The organism is Streptomyces sp. NPDC057002 (assembly GCF_042673825.1).
In the GTDB taxonomy this organism is placed as follows: domain Bacteria; phylum Actinomycetota; class Actinomycetes; order Streptomycetales; family Streptomycetaceae; genus Streptomyces.
Map to the genome: position 1 here is coordinate 515,917 of NZ_JBHURZ010000001.1, position 24,532 is coordinate 540,448.

Consider the following 24,532-nt stretch of genomic DNA (forward strand, 5'->3'; position numbering starts at 1 on the left):
CGTCAGTCCCGTTCGACCAGGTCCAGCGCCCGCTCCCAGCCGAACGCCGGCCGCCCGCCGTCCTCGCCCGGTTCTCCGGTGTACGGCTGCCCGAACCGCACGCCCATCCCCCGCAGCCGTTCGAGGCTGTCCCGGTAGGCGGGGTGGGCGGCCAGGGCGTCTGCCACGCACGGCAGGACGGCGATCGGCACGCCGAGCCCCGCGACCTCGCACAGGGTGCCCAGCGCGAGGGTGTCGGCGATGCCGGCCGCCCACTTGTTGACGGTGTTGAAGGTGGCGGGCGCGAGGACCAGGGCGTCGGGCGCAGGGAACGGGCGGGGCTCGCCAGGGGTGCGCCAGGCGGAGCGGATCGGGCGGCCCGTCTGGGCTTCGACGGCGGCGGTGTCGAAGAAGCCGTTCATGGCGACGGGCGTCGCGATGACGCCGACCTCCCAGTCCCGCTCCTGCGCGGCGGTGATCAGTTTGCTGACGTCCGCGGCGATGCCGGCGGCGCAGACGACGACGTAGAGGAAGGGCTTGCGGGCGGCCTGTTCGGTCATCCCGGAAACCCTAGCGACTCCCCCGAACTCACTGGACCGGCAAGGTGCGTCCGCGCTCCTGTTCAGGCCGCGGGCCGAAGACGCGGCGCTCCTTCTCCTCGATCGGCACGTCGTTGATGCTCGCCTCGCGGCGGGTCATGAGGCCGTGCTCGTCGAACTCCCACAGCTCGTTGCCGTAGGAGCGCCACCACTGTCCCTCGGCGTCCCGGCACTCGTACTGGAAGCGGACGGCGATGCGGTTGCCGTCGAAGGCCCACAGGTCCTTGCGCAGCGCGTACTCCTGCTCGCGCTCCCACTTGCGGGTCAGGAACTCGACGATCCGGGCGCGGCCGGTGACGAAGGTGTCGCGGTTGCGCCAGACGGAGTCCTCCGAGTAGGCGAGGGCGACCTTGTGCGGGTCGCGGGTGTTCCATGCGTCCTCGGCGGCCTGGACCTTCTGCGCGGCGCTCTCGCGGGTGAAGGGCGGCAGGGGCGGGCGGTCGGTCATCGAATCTCCCTGGTCACGTTGGAGAACGAACGTTCTCCCGAGGGCTGCTACGGTAGGAGAACGCTCGTTCTCTCGTCAAGGAGTGGTGGCACATGGACAGCGCGGTGGCCCGGGAGCGGGCGCTGGACGCGGCCGAGGAGCTGTTCTACGGGCGGGGCGTGCAGTCCGTCGGGATGGACGACGTCCGCGGCACGTCCGGGGTCTCGCTCAAACGGCTCTACCAGCTGTTCCCGGCGAAGGAGCAGCTGGTCGAGGCGTATCTGGAGCGGCGCGACACGCGCTGGCGCGGGCAGCTGGCCGAGTACGTCGAGCGGCACGGGGAGCCCCGGGAGCGGATCCTGGCCGTGTTCGACTGGCTCGGCGGGTGGTTCGGCGAGCCGGGCTTCCGCGGCTGCGCGTGGCTCAACGCCTATGGCGAGCTCGGCGCCACGTCCCCGCGCGTGGCCGGCCAAGTGCGCGCACACAAGCGGGCGTTCCGGGACTACCTCGCCTCGCTCGTGGACGCGGCGGAGCTGCCCGGCGCGCTGGCCGGGCAGCTGTTCCTGCTGGCCGAGGGTGCCATGGTCACGGCGGGTGTCACCAGGAGCGCCGAGCCCGCGGCCGAGGCGCGCGAGGCGGCCCGGCTGCTCCTGGGGACCATGTGAGCCCGGGTTTCAGCTCACCCTCTCCGAGACGGTGATGGCGCTCACCGGGCAGGCCCGGGCCGCCTCCCGCACCAGCGGGCTGCCGCCGCCGTCCTCCTGGCCGGGCAGCAGGGCGCTGTAGCCGTCGTCGTCCTGGGTGAACACTTCCGGGGCGGTCAGGGCGCACTGGCCGGCGCCGATGCAGACGTCCGTGTCGATCTCGATGTCGATGTGCATGTGCGCAAGCCTCTTACCAGGTCACGGGGAGTTCCAGCATCCCCTGGATCGTGTCGCCCGGCTTGAAGGGGATCTCATCGGCCGGGGCGGCCAGGCGCAGGTCGGGCAGCCGGGCGAAGAGGGTGTGCAGGGCGATCTCCAGCTCGGCGCGGGCGAGGTTCTGCCCGAGGCACTGGTGAATGCCGAAGCCGAACGCGACATGGTGCCGGGAGGGGCGGTTCCAGTCGAGCGTGTCCGGATCGGGGTACACCGTCTCGTCGCGGTTGATGACGGAGGTCGCGAAGACCACGCCCTCGCCCTTCTTGATGGTCGTCCCGGCCACCTCGATGTCCTCGACGGCCAGCCGCAGCATGCCGTCCGCGATCGACAGCATCCGCATCAGCTCCTCGACCGCGGTCGGCAGCAGGCCCGGGTCCGTGCGCAGTTCGGCGAGCCGCTCGGGGTGCTGGAGCAGGGTGAAGGTGCCGAGCGAGATCATGTTGGCGGTCGTCTCGTGGCCCGCGACCAGCAGGATGAGGGCCATGGCGATCAGGCCGTCGCGGTCGAGTGCGCCCTCGTCCGGCCGCCGGTGGACCAGGTCGTCCAGCAGACCGGTGCCTCGCTTCTCCCGCTTGCGGTCGATCAACTCGCCGAAGTAGTCCTCCAGCCGGTCGCGGGCGTCCAGCACGTCGGCGGTCTCCGGGCCGCGCAGCAGCCGCCGTGACTGGGTCTCGAAGAAGTCGTGGTCGGAGTACGGGACGCCGAGCAGGGCGCAGATCACCATGGACGGCACGGGCAGCGCGAAGGCGGTCACCAGGTCCGCGGTCGGGCCTTGGGCGATCATCGCGTCGAGCCGCTCGTCGACGATCTGCTGGATCCGTGGCCGGAGTTCGACGGCCCGTTTGAGGGTGAAGTCCCCGACGACCATGCGGCGCTGGGTGCGGTGCTCGGGGTCGTCGACGCCCAGCAGGGCCGTTCTGCGGTTGCGGATCCCGGCGAACCGCTTGGTCGGGGCGGGGAAGCCGGGCCGGTCGCGGTTGGACGACAGACGCGGGTCGGCCAGCAGCGCGCGGGCGATCGCGTGCCCGCTGACCAGCCAGGCCTCGCGGCCGTCGAAGAGCGAGATGCGGGTGAGGGGGCGCTCGGTGCGCAGCGCGTCGTAGGCGGCGGGCGGCTGGTAGGGGCAGGTCCGGCTCTGGGGGAAGACGACGGGTGCGGTCGTGTCCGTCATGAAGACCTCGCAGACGAGTAGTGCGTCGTGCCGATCATCATTAGATGCCCCGGGCACCTATAGAGCGACGCGAAGTTCGGCCAGATCGGTGGCGGCTGCAAACATGGCCGGGGAATGCCGTCTTCACGTTCGAGGTCCGGGGTCGGGGTCCGTGGCGTGCGAACAGGGCCCTTGCCGGGAGCCGGGGCTCCCAGGAAGTCATGGCGGCGATTCGAAAACCGGTTGTCGCCGCGGCGGGACAGGCCCCAGGATCCAGCCATGCCTACGCTCGAGGTCCTTCCGCCGTCGCTGCCGCTGTCCGTCGCCGCTTCTGCCGCGCGCCGACAGCAGCGGTCCGGCCGCCGTGGAGGGCCGACGCCGCCGCGGTCATGACGGCCGCGCTCCTCGCGGGGCTGCTCGCCGGGTACGGCATCGCCGTCCCCGTGGGCGCCGTCGGCACCTACCTCGTCTCCCTCACCGCCCGCACATCCCTGCGTACCGGTGTCTGCGCCGCGCTGGGCGTCGCCACCGCCGACGGGCTGTACGCCCTCGCCGCCACGCTCGGGGGCACGGCCCTGGCCGCCGCGCTGCGGCCGGTGCTCGGGCCGCTGCGCTGGGTCTGTGTCCTGGTGCTGCTCGGGCTGGCGGTGTGGGGCGCGGCCGGTGCCCTGCGCGAGTACCGCGGCCACCGGCTCGCCACGCGCACGGCCACCGCTCCCCCGAGTCCCGCCCGCGCCTTCGCGGGGCTGCTCGGCATCACCCTGCTCAACCCCACCACCGTGATCTACTTCGCGGCGCTGGTGCTCGGCTCCCAGGCCACGGGTCCGGCCGGGCCGGTGGAACAGGGTGTGTTCGTCCTGGCCGCCTTCGCCGCATCCGCCAGTTGGCAGGTGCTGCTCGCCGGGAGCGGTGCCCTGCTGGGCCGGGCGCTGACCGGTCACCGGGGCAGACTGGCCACGGCGCTGGTGGCGAGTGGGGTGATGACGGCTCTGGCCGTCCGAATGGCGGTTTCTCCAGGATGATTCCCGGGCGTACCGATGTTGAGTACCAGGTACCAGTCGGCCTCTGACACGACGATGGGACGGAATGCCATGCCTCTCGAAGGCGAGTACGAACCCAGCAGGACGCAGTGGGTGCGCAAGCAGGTGGAACTGTACGAGAGCTCCGGCGGTACGGAGGGGACGACGCTGCAGGGATCCAAGATGCCGGTCGTCGTCCTGACCTCCCGGGGCGCCAAGAGCGGCAAGCTGCGCAAGACACCGGTGATGCGGGTGGAACACGAGGGGCGTTACGCCGCCGTCGCCTCCCTCGGCGGTGCGCCCAAGCACCCGGTCTGGTACTTCAACCTCAAGGCCGACCCGCATGTCGAGCTCCAGGACGGGCCCCGGAAGCAGGACATGACCGCCCGTGAGGTGACGGGCGAGGAGAAGTCCGAGTGGTGGGACCGGGCCGTCGCGGCATATCCGGCCTACGCGGACTACCAGAAGAAGACGGACCGGGAGATTCCGCTGTTCGTACTGGAGCCGGCAGAAGGCGAGTGACACAGAGCCGGCCCGCCCCAGCCCCCGGGAAAGCCACCGGCAGAAAAGTTTCGCCCGGTGTGCATGAACCCCCGGCGGCGGGGCACGCGTGGTTCAGGCCCCGCCGCGTTCCCCCGTCGCGGCGGGGCTTTCTGCTGCCTCCCGGGCGCGGCGGTCCGTGACATCGAGGAAGATCTGGTGCGCCTCGGGCACCGTCCGGGCGATGGAGCGCTTGATGCGCACGGCGACGTCCTCGACGTGCTCGCTGTCCAGGCCGGGCACAAGGTCGACCCGGGCGGCCACGAGGGCCGAGTCGAGGCCCGTCTTCATCGTGAACAGTGCCTCCACGCTGTCGATCTCGGGCTGCGCCCGCAGCAGCGCATGGATCCGCCCGCTCGACTCCGGGTCGGCCGCCTCGCCGATCAGCTGGTCGCGCGCGTCACGGCCCAGCCGGAAGGCGACGTAGACCAGCAGCGCGCCGATCGCGAGCGAGGCGGACGCCTCCCACACCACCTGGCCGGTGACCATGTGCAGGGCCATGCCGATCATGGCCAGCGTGACGCCCAGCACCGCGGTGCCGTCCTCGGCGACGACCGTCCGCAGAGCCGGGTCGCGCAGCCCGGCGCGGGTGCCGCCCTGCCGGCGTACCTGGTACAGGGCGCGCAACAAGGAGCCGCCCTCCGCGAGGAGGGCGATGCCGAGCACGATCAGGCCGGCGACATAGCCGCTGAGCTTCTCCTCCGATCCGCTCGCGAGGGCCTCGAAGCCCTGGAAGAAGGAAAAACAGCCGCCCATGACGAAGATCCCGACCGCCGCGAGGAGCGACCAGAAGAACCGCTCCTTGCCGTAGCCGAAGGGGTGACGCCGGTCGGCGGGGCGGCGGCTGCGGCGCAGAGCCGCCAGCAGAAACACTTCGTTCAGGCTGTCGGCCACCGAGTGGGCCGCCTCCGACAGCAGGGCGGGTGATCCCGCGGCCAGGCCTCCGACGGCCTTGGCGACCGCGATCACCAGGTTGGCGCCGAGCGCCACCAGCACGGTGACGCGTGTCCTCCGATCAGTTCCTTCATGAGTCACCCACGCCGATTGCCCCGGTCGGCGGTGCTCACACCGTGCCGTCGGCGGAAAAAGGGGAACGCGTTCACCAGGGCACACGCACGACAGACGGGGCACTCGCACGACGAGCGGGCCACACATACGCGAAGGAGGTCTCCCCCATGAGCCGCGACGACGGCGACGGCAACAGCGCCTACGGCAGGAGGTCGTTCAAACGGTCCAAGGCGCATTTCGCGGACCGGATCACGGCGGACGGCCGGGACGGCTGGCCGGTGGAGGCCGGCCGCTACCGTCTGGTCGTCAGCCGCGCCTGCCCGTGGGCGAGCCGGTCGCTGGTCTCCCGGCGGCTGCTCGGCCTGGAGGACGCCCTGTCCCTGGCCGTCGCCGACCCGCTCCAGGACGACCGCAGCTGGCGCTTCACGCTGGACGAGGACGGCCGCGACCCGGTTCTCGGCATCCGCTACCTCGGCGAGGCCTACGACCGGCGGGAGAACGACTACCCCGGCGGTGTCAGTGTGCCGGCGATCGTGGACGTGCCCAGCGGGAAGCTGGTCACCAACGACTACCAGCAGCTCACGCTCGACCTCGCGACCGAATGGACCGCCCTGCACCGGGAGGGCGCGCCGGACCTGTACCCGGACGCGCTGCGCGACGAGATCGACGCGGTGATGGCGGACGTCTACGAGGACGTCAACAACGGTGTGTACCGGGCGGGTTTCGCCACCGGCCAGGAGGAGTACGAGACCGCCTGCGCGGGCGTGTTCCGGCGGCTGGAGCTGCTCGCGCACCGACTCGAACGGCAGCGGTACCTCGTCGGGGACACCATCACCGAGGCGGACATCCGGCTGTTCACCACGCTGGTCCGCTTCGACGCCGTCTACCACGGCCACTTCAAGTGCAACCGCTGGAAGCTGACGGAGAACCATGTGCTGTGGGGGTACGTCCGCGACCTGTACCAGACGCCCGGGTTCGGGGACACCGTCGACTTCGACCACATCAAGCGCCACTACTACCAGGTGCACACCGGCATCAACCCGACCCACGTCGTGCCGCTGGGGCCGGACCTGTCCGGGTGGCCGACCCCGCACCACCGCGAGGAGCTGGGCGGCCGGCCGTTCGGTGACGGCACTCCGCCTGGGCCGGTCCGCGCCGAGGAGCGGGTCCCGGCCGCGCACACCCCCTGACCACTCCCACCCACCCCCCTGAGCGAACAAGGAGATCCCCGTGGCCAAGAAGAAGAAAATGCCCCTCGCCTACCAGCCCCTCGGGTTCGTGCTGGGCTGGTCGAGCGGCTGGCTGGCCGGGCTCGCCTTCCGCAAGACGTGGATGGCGATCCGGCACGAGGAGGACGCGCCCGACGCGCTGGACCGGGACCGCGGCTGGGGCGAGATCCTGCTGGCCGCCGCGGTCCAGGGCGCCATCTTCGCGGTGGTGCGCAGCGCCGTGGACCGCGCGGGCGCCAAGGCCATCGAGCGTTCGACCGGCGCGTGGCCGGCCGACGAGAAGGGCGGCAGGGACTGACAAAGAGCCCCGGCCTCGCCCGGCCTCGCCCGGCATGTACCGCGGGCGGGGCCGGTCCGTGCCGGGCGTCCGCTCAGCCGTCCACCTTGATCGTCTTCATGGTGAGGTGGGACTCGAGGCGCAGCACGGCGGGCAGGCCGCTGAGCTTGCCCATCATGAAGGCCTCATAGGCGGCGTGGTCGGCGACGGCGACGCGGAGGAAGTAGTCGGGGCGTCCGTACATCCGCCGGAATTCGACGACCTCCTCATAGGAGGCCACGGTGGTCTCGAACTCCTCGACGGTCCTGCGGTCCTGGGCGTAGATCTCGACGTCGATGAGCACTTCGAGCTCGCGGCCCACGGCTTTGGGGTCGATGACGGCCCGGTAGCCGGCGATGACGCCGCTCTCCTCCAGACGCTTGACCCGGCGCAGGCAGGGGGGCGGCGTCAGCCCCACCCGCTTGGCGAGCTCGACGTTCGACAGCCGTCCGTCCTGACGCAGATGAAACAGAATTTCTCGATCGACGGCATCGAGGCCACTTTCATTGCCCATATGGAGATCATAGGGCCATCATCGGCAACCATATGAGGCGTGCACTTTTCTAAAATGTCGACATGCGAATAAGCCCTGCGGCGCGGGCCGCTTTCCAGGACTGTGCCTCCGTGGGCCTCGGGATGGTGCCGCTCGGTCTCGCCTTCGGGGCGCTCGTCGTCCAGTCGGGGCTCGACTGGTGGTGGGCCGGGCTGTCCGCGGCGGTGGTCTACGGCGGTTCGTTCGAGTTCCTGCTGATCGGCATGGTCGTGGCCGCCGCGCCGCTGGTGTCCATCGCCCTGGCCGCCTTCCTGGTGCAGGCACGGCACGTCTTCTACGCGCTGTCCTTTCCCCTGCACCGTGTGCGGGGCCGGTTCGCCAGGACCTACAGCACCTTCGCCCTCACCGACGAGGCGTACGCGCTGACCGCGACCGAGCAGGCCCGCGGCTGGTCCGGCCCGCGCATCCTGTGGCTGCAGTTCTACATGCACCTGTACTGGGCCGGCAGCGCGACCGCCGGGGCCCTGCTCGGCTCCCTCATCCCGGACGGTGTCACCGGCCTGGACTTCGCCCTGACCGCCCTGTTCGTCGTTCTCGCCCTCGACGCGGTCCGTGACCTGCGGGGCGACCTGCCGACCCCCGTGCTCGCCCTGCTCTGCGCCCTGGGCGCCCGCCTGCTCTTCCCGGGTCAACTGCTGCTGGCGGCTTTCGCCCTGTTCACCGCCGGCCTCCTGGCACGCCGGCTCGCCGACCGGAGGAAGCCCGCGCATGTCTGACACCTACGCCGTCGTCGCGGTCCTCGTCACCGCAGCCGTGACCTGGTCCCTGCGCGCCATGCCGTTCGCCGCCCTGGCGCCGCTGCGGGCCAGCGACACCGTGCGGTACCTCAGCGCCCGTATGCCCGCCGGGGTGATGGTGATCCTGGTGGTCTACTGCCTGCGCGATCTGCCGGTCACCGAGTCGCGCGCCGTGGCCCCGCTGGCCGCCCTGGCCGTCACCGTCGGCCTGCACCTGTGGCTCCGCAACGCCCTGCTGAGCATCCTCGCCGGCACGGCCGTCCATGTGGCCCTGGCCAGCGCGGTCTTCGCCCACTGATTCCCTTCATGAAAGGCACGCGCCCCTTGCACACCGACCACTACTACGAGCCCGTCGACACGCACCGCTTCAAGCCCACCGTCCACGCGAGCGGTGCGTGGGACCCGGACGAGCAGCACTTCAGCCCGCTGGCCGGCCTCATGGTCCACGCCGTCGACCGGTACCTGGCCGGACGGCCGGACGGCGGCCTGACGTTGTCCCGGATCAGCTTCGACATCCTCGGCCGACTGGCCCTGGACGAGTGCGAGATCCGGGTGGAGACCCTCCGGCCGGGCCGCACCATCGAACTCCTCGAAGCGGTTGCGCTCATAGCCGGCCGTCCCGTCGTGCGGGCCCGCGCCTGGCTCCTCGCCGACCACGACACCAGGGAGGTCGCCGGTGACACCGCGGACGCACTCACCCCTCCCGAGGCGCTCGCCCCTTGGCCGCTGACCTCCGTGTGGCCCGGCGGGTACATCGCCTCCCTGGACGTCCGGCCGGTCGCGTCCCCGCGGCCGGGCCGCACGACGGCCTGGGTCTCCACCCGTGTCGGACTCGTGGCCGGACAGGCCGTGAGCCCTCTCGCCTCCTACATCGCGCTCGTCGACACGGCCAACGGCATCGCCGTACGCCGGCCGCCCAGCGAATGGATGTTCCCCAACGTCGACCTCACCCTGCATCTCCACCGCCGGCCGGAAGGCCGCTGGACGGGGCTCGACACCACCGTCGCCTTCGGCCCGACCGGCCAGGGCGTCACCAGCACCGTCCTGCACGACCTCACCGGTCCCGTCGGACACGCCCAGCAGATCCTCACCCTCCGGCCCCTGCCGGCGACCGGCTGAACGGCGTCGGGGAAACGCCGCGCTCAGCCCTGCTTGGGTGCCGTCGGCGCGGTGCGCCGCAGGGTGAAGGAGTGGCCCGCCGGGTCGGCGTAGCCGCGTTCCTCCAGGGGGCCCGAGGCGTCCTTGGCCTCCAGGGGGCGTCCGCCCAGGCTGATGACCCGGCGTTCCACCGCGTCGAGGTCGTCCACCACGAACTCCAGATGGGCCTGGAGGGAGTTCTCGGGGCGCGGCCAGCTGGGCGGGGTGGCGTTGACGTCCCGGCGCAGGGCGATCCGGAACCCGTCGGCGCTCTTGATCTCCACCCGGTTGGCCGTCGCGTCCGACTCCTCCCCTTCCAGCAACTCCTTGTAGAACACGGCGAGCTTCTCGGGCTCGGCGCAGTCGAGCACCAGGACACCCGCTTTCACCAGGGCCATGTCTCCTCCGCAGGATTCCGGCCGCGGGGCGTGCTGCCCCGCGGCCTCGTACCTTGCGGTTATCCCGGTACGGCCGATTCAGTCGGCCCTCAACCACCGTCCGTCGCGCATGAGTTCACGGCCGTCCGGTTCGTCGGCCTCCCGCCAGACCTGCACCGCCGGGTTACGACGCGGAAGCAGAGGTACGGCGTGGCCGGCCGGCGGGGATCACGGGCCGGCCCGATGCCCACCCGGGCGCGGCCGGTCGCGGTCAGGTTGCGTCCGGTGGGGCTCGACGCGGGGGTGGCGAACGTGCTGGTGCCCGGCCGGAGGGCCGGGCACCACCGCTACACGGCGAACTCGACCGGGAGGCTGTCCAGCCGGGACTCCCACGTGGAGGCGGTCGAGGTGAGCTCCTCCGGCGGTGCGGCCAAGGTCAGGCCCGGCAGGCGGTGCAGCAGGACGTCCACGGCGATCGCGATGATGGACTGGCCGATGCTCTGCCCGGGGCACTCGTGCGGACCGGAACTGAACGCCAGGTGGGCCTGGTTGCCCTGGACCGAGACACCGATGTCCGGCCGGACGTCGGGGTCGACATTGCCCGCCGCGAGGCCCATCAACAGCAGGTCGCCCTCCTGGATCTGGTGGCCGCCTAGTTCCAGGTCGCCGGCCGCGAACCGGCCCGGCAGCACGGCCAGCGGCGGGCTGTTCCACATGACCTCCTCCACCACGGCGGAGATGTTCAGCTGGCCGCTGATCAGTCCGGTGAGCCGGGCGGTGTCGGTGAGGACGAGCTGGAGGACCCGGGCCAGCAGATTGCTGGTGGTGGTGTGCGCGGCGATCAACACGAGACGCAGATGGCTGACCACCTCCTCGTCGTCGAGCCCGGCCGCGTGCTCCAGCAGGGCGGTGGTGAAGTCACCGCCGGGTTCGGACTTCTTGCGCTCGGCCAGTTCGCCGAGGATCACCATGATGCGTTCGTTGTGCACGAGGGCGTCCTCACCGCCCTTGAAGACCTGCGCGCAGGACTCGACCAGGTCCCGGCCCTCCGCCTCGGGGAGCCCGAGGATGCGGGAGAGGACGAGCATCGGCAGGTACTCGGCGTAGTCCTTCACCAGGTCGGCGTGCCCGGTGTCGGCGAACGCGTCGATCTGCTTGTTCGCGATGCGGGTCGCGTGGCGCCGGATGCCCCGGACCGCGGCGGCCTGGAGTCCGTCGGTGACGGCGGCCCGCAGCCTGCGGTGCGGATCACCGTCCTGGGACACGCAGTCCGGCCGCCAGCCGAGCATCGGGATGAGCGGCGAGGTCTCCGCCACGCGCCCCTCCGTCCAGTCCCGCCAGATGCGCGCGTCCCGGCTGAACTGACGGGGGTTGTCGAGCACCCGCCGGTTGTCGCGGTAGCCGAGGACCAGCCAGGCGGGCACATCGCCTTCGAGCAGGACGGGTGCGACCGAGCCGTGTTCCTTGCGCAGCCGCTCGTAGATGCCCACCGGGTCGGTCGCCGCCTCCGGCCCGTACAGCCGGGCCGGATCGGACCCGTGATGGGCGACGGGGCAGCCGCTCGGGACCTGAACGGCGTTTTCGGTCTGATCGTTCATCGGGGCTCCAGGGCCACGGCCGAGCGTTCCTTCAGGTGGTGGATCAGGGCGACGAGGACGTCCCGGCTGGAGGCCCGGTCGCGGGCGTCGAAGGCGATGACCGGGGTGTGCTCGGGGATGTCCAGGGCGTCCCGGATCTCCTCGACCGGGTAGTTGTCGGAGTCGGGGAAGACGTTCAGGGCGACGACGAAGGGGACCTCCTGCCGCTCCATCTCCTCGATCGCCCGGAAACTGGACTCCAGTCGGCGGGTGTCCACCAGGACGATCGCGCCGAGCGCCCCCTTGAACAGCCCGTTCCACAGGAACCAGAAGCGCTCCTGCCCCGGCGTGCCGAACAGGTACAGCACCAGGCTCTCGTTGATGCCGATCTTGCCGAAGTCCAGGCTGACGGTGGTCTGCGTCTTGTCGGCGACGCCGATGAGACGGTCCACGTCGGCACTGGCCTGGGTGAGGGTCTCCTCCGTGGTGAGCGGCTTGATGTCGCTGACCGACCGGACCATCGTGGTCTTCCCGGTGCCGAACCCGCCGGCGATCATCACCTTCACCGAGCGGGCGTCCCCGCCCGCCCGCCCTCCGGGTTGGTCAAAGCCTTTCAAGTCCACTGAGTACCTCCTCAAGGAGCGCGAGGTCGGGCCCGCGGCCGGCTTCGTGTGCCGGGATGGGGTTACGGGCTTCGACGCGACCTGCGACGAGCAGGTCCGACAGCAGCACTGCGAGAATGTTGAAGGGCAGCCCGAGGTGAGCGCCGAGTTCGGCGACCGACAGCGGATCGCGGCACCGGCGGAGAATCTCCTCGTGCTCGTGCTGCATGCCCGGTAACGGGGCGGCGCGGGCGACGACCAGCGTCGCCACGTCGAGGCTCGACGCCGAACCGCCCGGTCCGCTGCGACCGCCCGTGAGGACGTAGTAGCGCTCGAGACCGGACGGGTCCGACGGCCTGCGGGGAGCACTCATCCAGAGTGCTCCTCCAGGCGCGGAGTGGTGCCGAGGAGCTCACCCATCCTGCGGGCCAGGTCTCTCATCTGGTGCCCGAGCAGGCCCTGGTCGAGGCCTTCCCTGGCAAGGACACCGAGGTACGTCTCCACACCGGCGCGGACCACGAAGAGGTGCCCGCCGTCGACTTCGATCATCGCGAGGCGCAGCTGCCCGGCGTACTTGGGGAACTGCTCGGCGACCGGCTGGGCGAGGGCCTGCAGGCCGGCCACCACGGCGGCGAAGCGGTCGACGTCGTCGGGGTCTTCAGCGCCGTAGGAGGTGATGGCCTTGCCGTCGCTGGAGGCCACGAGGGCGAAGCGGATCTCCTGGATGCTCTCGACAAGATCGCGGAGCGCCCAGCTCACATCTGTTCCTTGTTGCGTCATGAGGACTAGTCGCTCTCTTCGGTGCGGTGCTCGGTGGACTCGCGTCCGGCATCGGTGTCGCGGTCGCCGGGCGCCGGGGACGCCTCTTCGGCGTCGCGTCCGGCGGTGGCGAAGGCGGCGAGACCGGAGAACGAGGCGTCCGGCGGGATGGCGGAGACGGTGCTCCGGTCCGTCCGCTCGGCCTCCCTGGGCTCGGCCGCCTCGTTCCGCTTGCTGCGGCGCCGGGGCAGTCCGCCGGGTGTGGTCTCCGCGGCCTCGGCCGGGGCGTCCGGTGTTGGTGCGGTGACCGTCTCGCGGGCCGGGGCGGCCGTTGCGGTGCGGACCTCCGGTGCGGGCGCGGCCGGTGCGGCGGCAGCGGGCAGCGGGCTGAAGTACTTGTGCGGAACCACGACCACCACGGAGGTGCCGAGCCACGGGGAGTCCGCGAAGGTGACGCGGATGCCGTAGCGACGGGCGAGGGCTCCGACGACGCGCAGACCGATGTTCGCGTCCTCGGTGATGCCACCGAGGCCCGCTCCGGGAGCGGTGCCCGCGAGGGCGTGCTCGGCCTCGCGCTTCTTCTCCTCGCTCAGGCCCTTGCCGGAGTCCTGGATCTCGATGCCGACGCCGTTGGGCACCTCCTTGCCGGAGATGAGCACCGGCTCGGTGGGCGGCGAGTAGCGGGCCGCGTTGTCGAGAAGGTGAGCGAAGATCAGCGTGAGGTGGTCCACGAGACCGCCGTCGACGCCGAGTTCGGGCAGGTGGCGAACCTGGATCCGGTGGAAGTCCTTGATCCGGCCGATGCCGCCGCGCGCCACGCTGAGCAGCCGCTGCGGCTCCTGCCACTGCCGGCCGGGCCGGTCCGAGCCGCCGAGCACACCGATGCTGGCGGCGAGACAGTCGGCGGGGCCGATCTCCTGGTCGAGCTCCATCAGGCCCCGGGCGACGGCGGGCAGCCTGCCGTGCTCGCCCTGCATCTCGTGCAGCCGGCCGCGGAGCTTGCTGGTCAGGACGTGGATGCGGTTGCCGATGCTGATGACGGCCTGTTCGGCCGAGGTGGAGCGGTCGAACTCCGACTCGAGGCCGATCAGGGCGGTGCGCAGCACCTTGCGCAGCTCGGCCTGGAGGTCGGAACTGACCTTGGCGCACTGGTTGACGGTGGGCAGGACGTCGTCGATGGCGTCACCGGAGCGCAGCGCCTCCATCGCGGAGGGCAGTTGCTCGTCGGCGAGCCGGGCGACCGCGGCGAGCTGGTGGGAGAGCTGTTCCTGCCAGACCTCGGCCTGGTCGGCGAGCTGGGCCTCGTAGGACGTGGCCTGCTCTGTCAGCCGTTCCTCGTAGGCCCGGGAGGTGTCGGAGAGCTGCGTCTCGTACGTGGCGCTCTGGTCGGCCAGGCGCCGCTCGTAGGTCGCGTTCTGCTCGGTGAGCTGGGACTCCAGGGTGGCGCGTTCGGCGGAGAACTTCCGTTCCAGTCCGGCCACGTGCTGCTGCCACTGCTGGTTGTGCTCGGCCTGCGTGGTGCGGAAGGAGTTCTCCGCCTTGTGCAGGTGTGCCCGGGTGCGCAGCAGCAGGCGTACGCACACGGCACTGGCCGCCGTCGCCGCGAGACCGGCGACGGCCGCGGTTATTCGCTCCGAGCTCATGAAGGTGGCGGCAACGGTCCCGCCTCCCAAGCTCAGCGGCATCAACCACCAGCTGTACCAGGCGACAGGGGCCCGCGCCGCCGGTGGCGGAGTGGCGAGTTCCATCTGCATCCTTCGAACAAACACGATCGAACAGGGGGGTGTGGATCGCACTCATGAGTACGCACCGCGAGTCGACCGGACGCGATCGCGTCAACTCGCAGCGCCGATCGGAACCTTATCGGGTTTAGAGCCGAAAGGATCAACTCGTCGCTCTGCGGACGTGAGGGTTCCGTCACGCTCCGACAGAAAGAAACAGGTCGACAAATGCCCATGCCAGCCTGCGGAGTTGAGCGAGCGATGGCCGTGCGCGGTCGGCAGGCGGTCAGCGGGCGGTCTGGAAGGTGCGGCGGTACGCCTGCGGGGACACCCCGATCGCCGCGTGGAGATGCTGGCGCAGGGACGCGCCCGTCGCGAAGCCGACCCGGCCGGCGATCTGATCCACCGTGAGGTCGCTGGACTCCAGCAGATGCCGGGCCCTGGCCACGCGCTGCTGGATGAGCCAGCGGCCGGGGCTGAGGCCCACCTCGTCGTGGAAACGGCGGGCGAAGGTGCGCTGGCTCATCCGGGCGTGGCCGGAGAGGTCGGCCAGGGTGAGCGGTTCGCCCAGGCGCTCCAGGATCCAGGCGCGGGTGGCCGCGGTGCTCGCGGCGCCCTGCTCGGGGACGGGCTGTTCGATGTACTGGGCCTGGCCGCCGTCCCGGAACGGCGGGACCACGCAGCGGCGCGCGACGGAGTTGGCCAGTCGACTGCCGTGGTCCTTGCGGACCAGGTGCAGGCAGATGTCCACGCCGGAGGCGGCTCCTGCGGACGTGAGGAAGGGGTGGTCGTCGACGAACAGCACGTCCGGGTCGAGGTCGACGAGCGGGAACATGCGCCGGAACCGGTCGGCGACCTGCCAGTGGGTGGTCGCCCTGCGCCCGTCGAGGAGCCCGGCTGCGGCGAGGACGAAGGCGCCGGTGCAGATGGACACGATGCGCGTTCCGGGCCGGATGAGCGCGAGGGCGGCCAGGACGTCGCCCGGCACCTCGTCGGTGAGGTGGGCTGGTGCGACGGGCGCGATCACCACCGTGCCGGCCGTGGCCAGGATCTCGGGCCCGTGCTCCACGGTGACGCCGAAATCCGCGTTGGTGCGCACCGGACCGCCGTCGACCGAGCAGGTCAGCACCTCGTACCGGCCGTCGGCCGCGCCGAGGATCCGGCTGGGGATGCCCAGCTCGAAGGGATACACCCCGTCCAGGGCCAGGACCACCACTCGTTCGCGTCGCATGGCACGATCCTATCGAAGGTTGGCAATCTTGCCATTGGCGAGCGGCGCGCGAACCGGCACGCTTGATCACCATGAGCACACAGAACACGATGCGAGCCATCAGCCAGGACGTCCTCGGCGGTCCCGAGGTCCTCAAGGAAGTCGAAGTCGAGCGTCCGGTGCCGGGGCCGAACCAGGTGCTGGTCCGGGTGCGGGCCGCCGGCGTCAATCCGACCGACTGGAAGCACCGCGCTACCGGCGGATTCCTGGGCGACGCGCCCTTCGTCCTCGGCTGGGACGTCTCCGGGGTGGTGGAGGCGGTCGGCATCGGCGTCGTGGCCTTCGCACCCGGCGACGAGGTCTTCGGCATGCTCCCGTATCCGTACGGGCACGGCTCGCACGCGGAGTATGTCATCGCTCCGGTCCGCGCCCTCACCCGCAAGCCGGCCGGTATCGACCACGTCCAGGCGGGCGCCCTGCCGCTCGTCTCGCTCACCGCGTGGCAGGCGCTGGTCGAGCACGCGGACCTGCGGCCCGGGCAGCGGGTGCTGATCCACGCGGCCGCGGGCGGGGTCGGGCATGTGGCGGTGCAGATCGCCAAGGCGCGGGGCGCGTATGTGATCGGCACCGCGAGCGCGGGCAAGCACGAGTTCCTGCGCGGGATCGGCGTGGACGAGACGGTGGACTACAGGGAGACGGACTTCACCGAGGCCGTGAAGGACGTCGATGTCGTCCTGGACACGATCGGCGGCGACAACGCCCTGCGCTCACTGCGGGTCCTGCGCCCCGGCGGTGTCGTGGTCTCGATCCTCCCGGGCGGCTCGGACGAGTTCTACGAGGAGGCCGAGCGGCTCGGGGTACGGGGGCTGCGCATGCTCGTGGACGCCGACCGCGGTGGCATGGAGGCGATCGCGGAACTCGCCGGGACGGGCAAGCTCCGCGCCACGATCGCCGGCACCTTCCCGCTGTCCGCCGCGGCGGAGGCGCACGCCTCGGGCGACACGGGCCGGACGACGGGGAAGCTGGTGCTGGTGAACGACTGAGCGGGGCGGCCGGGCGGTCTGTTTCTGGTCTCCCGGCGGGGCGCTGCCCGGCCCCGCCGGGGAGCTCCCGGCTGGTGACGTGCGCCGGACGACCGGCGGACTCCCCGGGGATCACCAGGGCCGACGACCGGCAGGATCCCCGGGGATCACCAGGGCCGTAGCGGCGTACGACAGCCGACGCACAGGACGGCGGCGCGGGGACGGCCCCGTCTCGGAACCCACCCGCGCCGTGCCGCCGGCCCTCGCCGATCGGCAACCGGCCGGCGGGACCTCCAGGCCGACCGCCCAGCTCAGCCGACGCGCGTCAGAACGTCAGCACCGGCTTGATGGTCTTGCCCGATTTCATGTCCTGCACCGCCCGGTCGATGTCCCCGAAGGGATACGTGCTGATCAGGCGGTGCAGCGGCAGGCGCCCCTCCTTCACCAGGCGGACCAGCGCGGGGATCATCGTCTGGGTCTCGCTGTCGCCGAGGGTGAGACCGACGATCCGCTTGCCGCCGAGCAGACCGTTGACGTCCAGGGCGACCTCGGTGCCGAAGGGCGGGGCGCCGACCACGACGAGGGTGCCGCGGGCGGCGAGCGCGTCGACGCCCTGGCGCAGGACGCCGACGTTGCCCGTGGTCTCCACGACGCCGTCCGCGCCCTGGCCGCCCGTGATGCCGGCGAGGGCTTCGGCGAGGTCCTCACGGCTCGTGTCGACGGTGTGCGTGGCGCCCAGCTCCGTGGCCAGCGACAGGCGTTCGGCGACCCGGTCGACGGCGACGATCCTGGTGGCCGGGGTGAGGGCCGCCGCCATCACGGCCGACAGGCCGACCGCTCCGGCGCCCAGGACGACGACCGTACTGCCCGTGTCGGGCTTCAGGACGTTCCAGACGGCGCCCACACCGGTCTGTACGCCGCAGCCCAGCGGGGCGATCGACTCCAGCGGCACCTCCGGGTCGACCTTGACCAGGCTGCGCTCGTCGGCCAGTGCCCGCTCGGCGAAGGAGGACTGGCCGAAGAAGTGGCCGCCCAGGGCCTCGCCGTCCCGGCTGATGGTGTTCGAGCCGTCGGCGCGACTGCCGCCGAGGAGGTTCAGCGGCAGCCAGGTCGCGCAGTAGGCGGGGTGCCCGCCGCGGCAGTTGCGGCAGTCGCCGCAGGAGGTGAAGGAGAGCAGGACGTGGTCGCCGGGCGCGACGCCGGTGACGGCGGGGCCGACGGCCTCGACGACACCCGCGCCCTCGTGGCCGAGGACCCCGGGCAGCGGGAAGGGCAGTCCGCCGCTCGCCACCCCGAGGTCGGTGTGGCACAGGCCGGTGGCGACCATGCGGACCAGCGCTTCGCGCGGGCCGGGTTCGTCGAGGACGACGTCGGAGAGGGTGAAGGGCGCGCCGCCGGACTCGACGACCGCGGCACGGGTGGTGGTGGGCATCGCAATGGCTCCTTGACGGTGTCTCAGTCGAGCGAGACGACGACGGACTTGACCTTGGTGTAACCGGCGAGGGCCTCGGGCCCGTACTCGCGGCCGTAGCCGGAGTCCTTCACACCGCCGAAGGGCACGGCGGGGTCGAGCATCGCCCAGTCGTTGATCCAGACGATCCCGGCCTGGAGCCGGTCGGCGACCCGGTGGGCGCGGGCGAGATGGCTGGTCTGGACGCCCGAGGCCAGGCCGTAGGGCGTGGAGTTGGCGAGGGCTACGGCCTCGTCCTCGTCGTCGAAGGGCTGCACGGTGAGGACGGGGCCGAAGATCTCCTCCTGGATCACACGGGAGTCGTTCGACAGGTCGGCGATGACGGTGGGCATGTAGTAGTAGCCGCCGTCGAGGTCGAGCCGCTCGCCACCGCAGACGACGCGGGCGCCCTCCTTGCGGGCCAGCGCGACGTACTCCTCGACCTTCTTCAGGTGCTTCTCGGCCGCCATCGGGCCGATGACCGTGGCCGGGTCGCGTGGGTCGCCGATCGGCACGCCGGGTACGGCCTCGGCGAGGATGCCGAGCAGCGTCGGGTACACCGAGCGGGCCACCAGCAGACGCGGGCCGCCCATGCAGAACTGGCCGGTGTTGAAGACGAAGCCCTTGATGACCGCGCCGACCGCCTTCTCCAGGTCGGCGTCCTCGAAGACGATGTGGGCGGCGTTCCCGCCCAGCTCCATGGTGACGGGCTTGAGCGCCTCGCCGGCGACGCTCGCCACATGCCGGCCGATCGCGGTGGAGCCGGTGAAGGCGACCTTGTCGACGCCGCGGTGGCGCAGCAGCGCCTCGCCGGCCACGGGGCCGCTGCCGGTCACGACGTTGACCACACCGTCCGGTACGCCCGCCTCCTGGAGGAGCCGGGCCATGTACAGGGCGCTGAGCGGGGTCTCGTCGGCGGGCTTGTGGACGACGGTGTTGCCGGCCGCGAGCGCGGGGCCGAGCTTGGAGCCGGCGAGGATCAGCGGGAAGTTGAACGGGGTGATCGCGGCGACCACGCCGAGCGGCTCGCGCCGGGTGTAGGCGAGGGCGTTCATGGGGGTGTCGCGCAGGGCGCCGTCCTGGCTCTGGGCGAGGTTCGCGAAGTACTCGTAGTCGTTGGCCGCGTTCGTCACGTCGACCGCGCCGCACAGTGTGATCGGCTTGCCGACGTCGAGGCTCTCCAGGGCGGCCAGCTCGTCGGCGTTCTCGCGGATCAGCCGGGCGACGCGGTGCAGCACCCGGCCACGCTCGCGGCCGCTCAGTCCGGACCAGGCGCCGTCGTCGTAGGCCTCGCGGGCGGCGCGTACGGCCGCGTCGACATCGTCGGGGCCCGCCTCCGCGACGGTGGTGACGACCGTGCCCCGGGACGGGTCGACCACCTCGGTACGCGCCCCGTCGGCGGCCTCGCGCCACCGGCCCCCGATGAACAGCTGCCCGGGTTCCCTCTCGAAGGTGGTCATCGCCGCTCCCCAGCGTCGTCGCCAAGTTTTCAACAAACAGGATTCCTGTTGGTTCGCAGTCTCTTTACAGACAGGTTTCCTGTCAATGCTCTAGCCTGCATCCATGCTCGACACACAGGTGACCAAGGCGCCCCCTTCCCTGCTCTACATGGTCAAGCAGGTGGAGCTCGTCGTGCGCTCCCACCTGGACGAGCTGGTCAGACCCTCCGGGATCACCGCTCTTCAGTACACCGCGCTGACCGTCCTGGAGCGACACGACGGACTGTCGGCGGCCCAGCTGGCGCGCGATTCCTTCGTCACCGCGCAGTCCATCGCCGATCTCGTCCGCTCACTGGAGGGTCGCGGGCTGGTGCGCCGGGAGCGCAACCCCCGCAACCGCCGGGAGCTGCTGATCCTGCTCACGGACGATGCCCGGGAGCTGCTCGCCCGGCACGCGGGGCCGGTCCGGGAGCTGGAGGAGCGCATGGTGCGCGACCTCACGGGGCACCAGAGCGAGCAGTTCCGCCAGGCCCTCACCAAGGCGTGGCACGCCCTGTCGTAGCCCGGAGCGCACGCCTGGAATCGCGCCCGCTCTCACGCCCGCGCACTCCCCCGCGCGAACCTCGGCCAACTCGCCTGCAATTCAGAGACATATGTCAATCGAACATGCTCAAATTCACTCGTTGGAGGGTAACTTGCGGGGCGGGGAACGGTTTTGAGGACCGTGGCCCCTCCCCACGCACGGAGCAGGCTGGAGGCGATCTCGTCGTGCGGCAGGAACCTGCACCGCTCACCCGGCACCTGCGCGTCCGCCAGGAACGGGGACACACCGTGCTGGAGTTCCGCGGCGAGATCGACCTCGCCGCGGCCACCGAGATCGCCCCGCACCTGGACCGGGAGACGAACCGTCGCGCCGCCCGGGTCGTGATCGACCTCAGCCGGATCGAGTTCTTCGACTGCTCGGGCCTGCGGCTGCTGTACCGGGCCAGGAGCCGGGTCCTCGACCGGGACGGTTACCTGCTCCTCGTCTGCGCCCACCCCCTGACCTTGCGGGTGCTGCGCATCACCGGCCTGTCCCGGCTGCTGCCGCCGCAGCCGACGCTGGACGCGGCGCTGGAACAGCCGGAGGCCACGTCCGGCTCGGTGTGACGCCCGGGCACACCGTCCGTCCCTCCGTCCGTCCCTCCGTACGTCCCTCCGTCCGTCCCTCCGTACGTCCTCTCCTGTCCGTGTGCGCCCTTTCGTGCTTCCGCCGAAGTCGTTCCCTCCTCAACCGGCCGGTCTGGCAAGGGATGTGGCGGGCATCCGGACAGTAAGGAAGGAGGGCCGTCGCATGACGACTCCCGTCAAGCGCCTCCCCAGGCGCATGCCCGGCTGGGCCAAGGTGGTGGCCGCGCTCGTGCTGGTGCTCGTCGTGTTCTTCGCCGGGATCCGGCTCAGCGTGATCCCGGGCCTGAAGGACCTGTTCGGCACCGACACCCATGACCGGTCCGGCCCCGCGCTGCTGAAGTCCATCCAGGACATCAGCCGCTACGACGCCGCCTCCGGCAACTTCCAGGTCGTCGTGGACCTGGAGAAGGACGCCAGGTTCCTGCCCGACGCGATCCGCGGCACCCGCACGCTGTACGTCGGTGCGGGAACCGTGGACGCCTACGTCGACCTGGGCAAGGTCGGCGAGAACGACGTGAAGGTCAACGGCGACCGTACGTCCGCCACGCTCCGGCTGCCCCACGCGCAACTGGGCAAGCCGGCCCTCGATCCCGACCGCTCCTACGCCGTCTCCAAGTAGCGCGGTCTCTTCGACCGTCTCGGCGACCTCTTCTCGGACAACCCGAACGGTGAACAGGCCGTGCAGAAACTCGCGGTACGGCACATCGGAGACGCGGCGAAGGAGAGCGAGCTGACCGCACGCGCCGAGAAGAACGCCACCGGCATGCTCGAAGGCCTGCTGCGTTCCCTGGGCTTCAAGGAGGTGCGCGTGTCGTACGGGAACTGATCAGCCGCCGAGCACCCGTGGACAGGGCGGAGTGCCCCGGCGGAACGCGGGCAACAGTGGCTGGGAACGATCCCCGGCGGCATCGTCGGCACGCCCGTGGGTAACCGCCCTGTCACACAGGGAAGTTGAAGACTGGAGGAGCGTATGGCCAGTGCAGCCTCACGTCCCCGTAGCGCCGGGTCCGGGAGCGAGCGACATCCACTTCCGCTGCCCGTCCGGCTGCTGGCGATGCTGTGCGCTTTCACGTTCATGGTCGCCTTCGCCGTGGTGCTGGCGCGGCTGACCCTGCAGCCCTCGCCCGCCTCCGAGGCGCTGACCCACACCAACCTCCAGCCCGGCGACTCCCTGAAGGCCTATCTCGACCAGCCGGAACTGCGGGACGCCGTGCGCCAGATCGGCGGCAACATCCTGCTCGGCGTCCCCTTCGGCATCCTCGTGCCCGTCGTCGCGCCGCGCACGCGCGGCATTCTGCGCGTCCTGCTGATGACCGCGATCGTGATGCTGCTGGTGGAATTCGCCCAGGGCGCCCTGGTCACCGGCCGCGCGTTCGACATCGACGACGTCATCCTCAACACGACGGGCGCGCTGATCGGCTATCTGCTCCTGGGCCGCCGCATGAGCCGGGCCGTCCACGCGCGCAGGCCCCGGCGCGGCCGGGCGGCCAAGAAGCCGTCGGCCGGAAAGGCCTAGTGCAGGGTCCAGGTGTACTTGTCCCCGCCCACCCAGCGGACCACGTCCGGATCGTCCATGTCGTGGACCGTGATGCCGAACGCGGCCGCCGCCGTCAGTACGTCGGTGGCGGCCCTGGCCTCCCCGACCATCTGGCCGTCGATCTCCACGATCCGGAACGGCGGTGTACCCGGCTGCACCCCGAGCACCATGATCCGCGGGTGGGATATGTACGGGCTCGCGCTTTCGGTCATGCATCGAGAGTAGAGCGCAACCGGCGTCTACGGGGAGTTCAAGCCCGTCGTGCGGTCCGCCGGGGGCTGGGGAACCCTTGAGGTGGAGGTGGCGATGGATCCCGTCGAGTCACTGGACCGGATCGCCTTCCTGCTGGAGCGGTCCCTGGCACCGACGTACCGCGTGCGCGCCTTCCGTACGGCGGCCCGGGTGCTGAAGGAGCTGGGCGACGACGAGGTGCGCCGGCGGGCGGCGGACGGTTCGCTGGAGTCGCTCAAGGGCGTCGGGCCGAAGACCGCGCAGGTGGTGCGGGAGGCGCTGGCCGGGCAGGAGCCCGGCTATCTGCGCACGCTGGAGGGCGAGGCCACGGAGCGGCCGGCCGTGCGGGGCGGCGAACGGCTGCGGGAGCTGCTGCGCGGCGACTGCCATCTGCATTCCGACTGGTCGGACGGCGGCAGTCCGATCGAGGAGATGGGCCGGGCCGCGGCGGCGCTGGGCCACGAGTGGGCCGCGCTGACCGACCACTCGCCACGGCTGACGGTGGCACGTGGCCTCACGGCCGAGCGGCTGCGGGAGCAGTTGGACGTGGTGGCGGAGCTGAACGAGACCTGGGCGCCGTTCCGCCTGCTGACCGGCATCGAGTGCGACATCCTCGAGGACGGCTCCCTCGACCAGGAGCCGGAGCTGCTGGACCGGCTCGACGTCGTGGTGGTGTCGGTGCACTCCAAGCTGCGGATGGACGCCCGGTCGATGACCCGGCGGATGGTGGCCGCCGTACGTGATCCGCACTCCGACGTGCTCGGGCACTGCACGGGGCGGCTGGTGACGGGGCGGGGGCGGCCCGAGTCGGAGTTCGACGCGGACGCGGTGTTCGCGGCGTGCGCGGAGACCGGCACGGCCCTGGAGATCAACAGCAGGCCGGAGCGGCTGGACCCGCCGCGGCGGCTGCTGCGCCGGGCGGTGGACGCGGGGGTGCTGTTCTCCGTCGACACCGACGCGCACGCGCCGGGGCAACTGGACTGGCAGATCAACGGGTGCGCGCGGGCGGAGGAGTGCGGGGTGCCGCCGGAGCGTGTGGTGACGACGTGGTCCCTCGAAGAGCTGCTGGCCTGGACCCGTGAGCGGCGGGTGCCGTCCGGCGTGGCGGGCGGCTGAGGTGGTACCCGGGCGAGCCGGAGAGGAAGGGACCACACCTATGGACAGCGCCGAACGGGCGGCTGTGTTCGACGTCGACGGCACGCTGGTCGACACCAATCACCTGCACGTCGTGGCGTGGTGGGAGGCCTTCCGGCAGGCGGGCCACCAGGTGCCGATGCACGCCGTTCACCGGGCCGTGGGTCTGCCCTCCACCGATCTCGTCGCCCACCTGCTGGGAGACAGCCGCGACAAGAAGCAGGATGCCGGCATCAGCGCCGCGCACAAGGCGCTGTACGGGCAGTGCTTCGACCGGCTGCCCGCGCTGCCGGGGGCCGGGCCGCTGCTGCGCCGGCTGCACCGGGAGGGCTGGGCGGTGGTGCTGGCCACCTCGGCGGGCGGCGCCGAGCTGAGCGCGCTGCGCCGGGCCATCGACGCGGACGACGCCATCACCGCCACGGCGAGCGCCGACGACGTCGACGAGGGCAAGCCGGCACCCGAGCCGGTGGAGTACGCGCTGGAGCTGGCAGGGGTACCGGCTCAGCGGGCGGTCTTCGTCGGCGACACCGTGTGGGACATGCTCGCGGGCAGCCGGGCCGGGGTGCGCTGTGTGGGCGTGCTGTGCGGCGGCATCCCGCGCGCCGACCTGGAGAAGTCCGGCGCGGACGCGGTCTACGCCGACCCCGCGCACCTGCTGTCCTCCCTCCGCGGCAGCCCGCTGGCATGAG

30 protein-coding genes and 2 pseudogenes are annotated in these 24,532 nt (G+C 71.4%); 15 read left to right on the forward strand and 17 right to left on the reverse strand.

The window, feature by feature from the left end:
- Positions 1-2 precede the first annotated feature (2 nt).
- Positions 3-539, reverse strand: a complete 537-nt coding sequence (locus ACFT32_RS02320) for a flavoprotein (protein WP_382484826.1) — start codon at positions 537-539, stop codon at positions 3-5.
- Positions 540-567: 28 nt separating this feature from the next.
- On the reverse strand, positions 568-1,026 hold the full coding sequence (locus ACFT32_RS02325; protein ID WP_382484828.1) for a nuclear transport factor 2 family protein: 459 nt from the start codon (positions 1,024-1,026) through the stop codon (positions 568-570).
- A gap of 92 nt (positions 1,027-1,118) precedes the next feature.
- Between ACFT32_RS02325 and ACFT32_RS02330 the strand changes: the two genes are divergently transcribed.
- A complete protein-coding gene (locus ACFT32_RS02330; protein WP_382484830.1) occupies positions 1,119-1,670 on the forward strand; it encodes a TetR/AcrR family transcriptional regulator in 552 nt (183 codons plus the stop codon).
- A gap of 9 nt (positions 1,671-1,679) precedes the next feature.
- Here ACFT32_RS02330 and ACFT32_RS02335 read toward each other — a convergent pair whose 3' ends face one another.
- Both ACFT32_RS02335 and ACFT32_RS02340 read right to left on the reverse strand, forming a co-directional pair.
- The gene (locus ACFT32_RS02335; protein ID WP_372498772.1) at positions 1,680-1,880 is read right to left on the reverse strand and encodes a ferredoxin; all 201 of its coding nucleotides are present in this window, start codon (positions 1,878-1,880) and stop codon (positions 1,680-1,682) included.
- Positions 1,881-1,899: 19 nt separating this feature from the next.
- Positions 1,900-3,096 carry a cytochrome P450 gene (locus tag ACFT32_RS02340; protein ID WP_382484833.1) on the reverse strand — a complete coding sequence of 399 codons (1,197 nt, stop codon included), beginning with the start codon at positions 3,094-3,096 and terminating at the stop codon, positions 1,900-1,902.
- Positions 3,097-3,464: 368 nt separating this feature from the next.
- On the opposite strand from ACFT32_RS02340, the gene ACFT32_RS02345 reads away from it, so the two are divergent.
- Both ACFT32_RS02345 and ACFT32_RS02350 read left to right on the forward strand, forming a co-directional pair.
- Entirely contained in the window at positions 3,465-4,097 is a 633-nt protein-coding gene (locus ACFT32_RS02345) for a LysE family transporter (protein WP_382484836.1), read from the forward strand.
- 69 nt (positions 4,098-4,166) lie between these two features.
- Positions 4,167-4,616: a nitroreductase family deazaflavin-dependent oxidoreductase gene (locus ACFT32_RS02350; protein WP_382484839.1), complete on the forward strand. Its 450-nt coding sequence runs from the start codon at positions 4,167-4,169 to the stop codon at positions 4,614-4,616.
- 93 nt (positions 4,617-4,709) lie between these two features.
- Here ACFT32_RS02350 and ACFT32_RS02355 read toward each other — a convergent pair whose 3' ends face one another.
- Positions 4,710-5,630, reverse strand: a complete 921-nt coding sequence (locus tag ACFT32_RS02355; protein WP_382484840.1) for a cation diffusion facilitator family transporter — start codon at positions 5,628-5,630, stop codon at positions 4,710-4,712.
- Between the two features lie 179 nt (positions 5,631-5,809).
- Here ACFT32_RS02355 and ACFT32_RS02360 point away from each other — a divergent pair, with 179 nt between their 5' ends.
- Positions 5,810-6,832, forward strand: a complete 1,023-nt coding sequence (locus ACFT32_RS02360) for a glutathione S-transferase family protein (RefSeq protein WP_382484842.1) — start codon at positions 5,810-5,812, stop codon at positions 6,830-6,832.
- Positions 6,833-6,872: 40 nt separating this feature from the next.
- Positions 6,873-7,169 (forward strand): DUF4235 domain-containing protein, encoded by a 297-nt coding sequence (locus tag ACFT32_RS02365; protein ID WP_189722001.1) that lies wholly within the window; start codon positions 6,873-6,875, stop codon positions 7,167-7,169.
- Positions 7,170-7,242: 73 nt separating this feature from the next.
- On the opposite strand, the gene ACFT32_RS02370 is transcribed toward ACFT32_RS02365, so the two are convergent.
- Positions 7,243-7,701, reverse strand: a complete 459-nt coding sequence (locus ACFT32_RS02370) for an Lrp/AsnC family transcriptional regulator (RefSeq protein ID WP_382484846.1) — start codon at positions 7,699-7,701, stop codon at positions 7,243-7,245.
- Positions 7,702-7,763: 62 nt separating this feature from the next.
- Here ACFT32_RS02370 and ACFT32_RS02375 point away from each other — a divergent pair, with 62 nt between their 5' ends.
- From ACFT32_RS02375 to ACFT32_RS02385, 3 genes are read left to right on the forward strand one after another with little or no spacing between them, the layout of a single operon-like run.
- Positions 7,764-8,456: an AzlC family ABC transporter permease gene (locus ACFT32_RS02375; RefSeq protein ID WP_382484848.1), complete on the forward strand. Its 693-nt coding sequence runs from the start codon at positions 7,764-7,766 to the stop codon at positions 8,454-8,456.
- Complete coding sequence (locus ACFT32_RS02380; protein WP_382484851.1) at positions 8,449-8,775, forward strand: branched-chain amino acid transporter permease; 327 nt, start codon at positions 8,449-8,451, stop codon at positions 8,773-8,775. The genes ACFT32_RS02375 and ACFT32_RS02380 overlap by 8 nt, the downstream gene beginning before the upstream one ends.
- A gap of 8 nt (positions 8,776-8,783) precedes the next feature.
- Positions 8,784-9,596 (forward strand): thioesterase family protein, encoded by an 813-nt coding sequence (locus ACFT32_RS02385; protein ID WP_382484853.1) that lies wholly within the window; start codon positions 8,784-8,786, stop codon positions 9,594-9,596.
- A gap of 23 nt (positions 9,597-9,619) precedes the next feature.
- Here the strand turns inward: ACFT32_RS02385 and ACFT32_RS02390 are convergent, their stop codons facing one another.
- The 8 genes and pseudogenes from ACFT32_RS02390 to ACFT32_RS02425 all read right to left on the reverse strand — a co-directional run bounded on the left by ACFT32_RS02390 (position 9,620) and on the right by ACFT32_RS02425 (position 15,881).
- Positions 9,620-10,012, reverse strand: a complete 393-nt coding sequence (locus ACFT32_RS02390; RefSeq protein ID WP_184587117.1) for a VOC family protein — start codon at positions 10,010-10,012, stop codon at positions 9,620-9,622.
- A gap of 78 nt (positions 10,013-10,090) precedes the next feature.
- Positions 10,091-10,302 (reverse strand): annotated as a pseudogene (locus tag ACFT32_RS02395) (pyridoxamine 5'-phosphate oxidase family protein); the annotation flags it as partial.
- Between the two features lie 36 nt (positions 10,303-10,338).
- Positions 10,339-11,589 carry a cytochrome P450 gene (locus ACFT32_RS02400; protein ID WP_382484856.1) on the reverse strand — a complete coding sequence of 417 codons (1,251 nt, stop codon included), beginning with the start codon at positions 11,587-11,589 and terminating at the stop codon, positions 10,339-10,341.
- Entirely contained in the window at positions 11,586-12,191 is a 606-nt protein-coding gene (locus ACFT32_RS02405; protein WP_382484858.1) for an ATP/GTP-binding protein, read from the reverse strand. The genes ACFT32_RS02400 and ACFT32_RS02405 overlap by 4 nt, the downstream gene beginning before the upstream one ends.
- The gene (locus ACFT32_RS02410; protein WP_193481280.1) at positions 12,172-12,543 is read right to left on the reverse strand and encodes a DUF742 domain-containing protein; all 372 of its coding nucleotides are present in this window, start codon (positions 12,541-12,543) and stop codon (positions 12,172-12,174) included. The genes ACFT32_RS02405 and ACFT32_RS02410 overlap by 20 nt, the downstream gene beginning before the upstream one ends.
- Positions 12,540-12,950 carry a roadblock/LC7 domain-containing protein gene (locus tag ACFT32_RS02415; protein WP_003994857.1) on the reverse strand — a complete coding sequence of 137 codons (411 nt, stop codon included), beginning with the start codon at positions 12,948-12,950 and terminating at the stop codon, positions 12,540-12,542. Before ACFT32_RS02415 ends, ACFT32_RS02410 begins: the two co-directional genes overlap by 4 nt.
- Before the next feature lie 5 nt (positions 12,951-12,955).
- Positions 12,956-14,677: a sensor histidine kinase gene (locus ACFT32_RS02420; protein WP_382484860.1), complete on the reverse strand. Its 1,722-nt coding sequence runs from the start codon at positions 14,675-14,677 to the stop codon at positions 12,956-12,958.
- Positions 14,678-14,936: 259 nt separating this feature from the next.
- Positions 14,937-15,881, reverse strand: a complete 945-nt coding sequence (locus tag ACFT32_RS02425; RefSeq protein ID WP_382484862.1) for a GlxA family transcriptional regulator — start codon at positions 15,879-15,881, stop codon at positions 14,937-14,939.
- Positions 15,882-15,952: 71 nt separating this feature from the next.
- Here ACFT32_RS02425 and ACFT32_RS02430 point away from each other — a divergent pair, with 71 nt between their 5' ends.
- Complete coding sequence (locus tag ACFT32_RS02430; protein WP_382484864.1) at positions 15,953-16,903, forward strand: NADP-dependent oxidoreductase; 951 nt, start codon at positions 15,953-15,955, stop codon at positions 16,901-16,903.
- Positions 16,904-17,207: 304 nt separating this feature from the next.
- Here ACFT32_RS02430 and ACFT32_RS02435 read toward each other — a convergent pair whose 3' ends face one another.
- Both ACFT32_RS02435 and ACFT32_RS02440 read right to left on the reverse strand, forming a co-directional pair.
- A complete protein-coding gene (locus tag ACFT32_RS02435; RefSeq protein WP_382484866.1) occupies positions 17,208-18,314 on the reverse strand; it encodes an NAD(P)-dependent alcohol dehydrogenase in 1,107 nt (368 codons plus the stop codon).
- A 23-nt stretch (positions 18,315-18,337) separates the two neighbouring features.
- The gene (locus tag ACFT32_RS02440; RefSeq protein ID WP_382484870.1) at positions 18,338-19,792 is read right to left on the reverse strand and encodes an aldehyde dehydrogenase family protein; all 1,455 of its coding nucleotides are present in this window, start codon (positions 19,790-19,792) and stop codon (positions 18,338-18,340) included.
- Between the two features lie 103 nt (positions 19,793-19,895).
- Between ACFT32_RS02440 and ACFT32_RS02445 the strand changes: the two genes are divergently transcribed.
- The 4 genes and pseudogenes from ACFT32_RS02445 to ACFT32_RS02460 all read left to right on the forward strand — a co-directional run bounded on the left by ACFT32_RS02445 (position 19,896) and on the right by ACFT32_RS02460 (position 22,457).
- A complete protein-coding gene (locus ACFT32_RS02445; protein ID WP_382484872.1) occupies positions 19,896-20,333 on the forward strand; it encodes a MarR family winged helix-turn-helix transcriptional regulator in 438 nt (145 codons plus the stop codon).
- A gap of 206 nt (positions 20,334-20,539) precedes the next feature.
- Entirely contained in the window at positions 20,540-20,920 is a 381-nt protein-coding gene (locus ACFT32_RS02450) for an anti-sigma factor antagonist (RefSeq protein ID WP_382484874.1), read from the forward strand.
- A gap of 184 nt (positions 20,921-21,104) precedes the next feature.
- Positions 21,105-21,767, forward strand: a pseudogene (locus ACFT32_RS02455) (DUF4230 domain-containing protein).
- 144 nt (positions 21,768-21,911) lie between these two features.
- Complete coding sequence (locus ACFT32_RS02460; protein WP_382484876.1) at positions 21,912-22,457, forward strand: VanZ family protein; 546 nt, start codon at positions 21,912-21,914, stop codon at positions 22,455-22,457.
- On the opposite strand, the gene ACFT32_RS02465 is transcribed toward ACFT32_RS02460, so the two are convergent.
- Positions 22,454-22,690 carry a hypothetical protein gene (locus ACFT32_RS02465; protein ID WP_382484879.1) on the reverse strand — a complete coding sequence of 79 codons (237 nt, stop codon included), beginning with the start codon at positions 22,688-22,690 and terminating at the stop codon, positions 22,454-22,456. The genes ACFT32_RS02460 and ACFT32_RS02465 overlap by 4 nt on opposite strands.
- Before the next feature lie 94 nt (positions 22,691-22,784).
- Here ACFT32_RS02465 and ACFT32_RS02470 point away from each other — a divergent pair, with 94 nt between their 5' ends.
- Together ACFT32_RS02470 and ACFT32_RS02475 are read left to right on the forward strand one after the other, a co-directional pair.
- Positions 22,785-23,825, forward strand: a complete 1,041-nt coding sequence (locus ACFT32_RS02470; RefSeq protein ID WP_382484881.1) for a PHP domain-containing protein — start codon at positions 22,785-22,787, stop codon at positions 23,823-23,825.
- A gap of 40 nt (positions 23,826-23,865) precedes the next feature.
- Positions 23,866-24,531 (forward strand): HAD family hydrolase, encoded by a 666-nt coding sequence (locus ACFT32_RS02475; protein ID WP_382484882.1) that lies wholly within the window; start codon positions 23,866-23,868, stop codon positions 24,529-24,531.
- Position 24,532 lies beyond the last annotated feature (1 nt).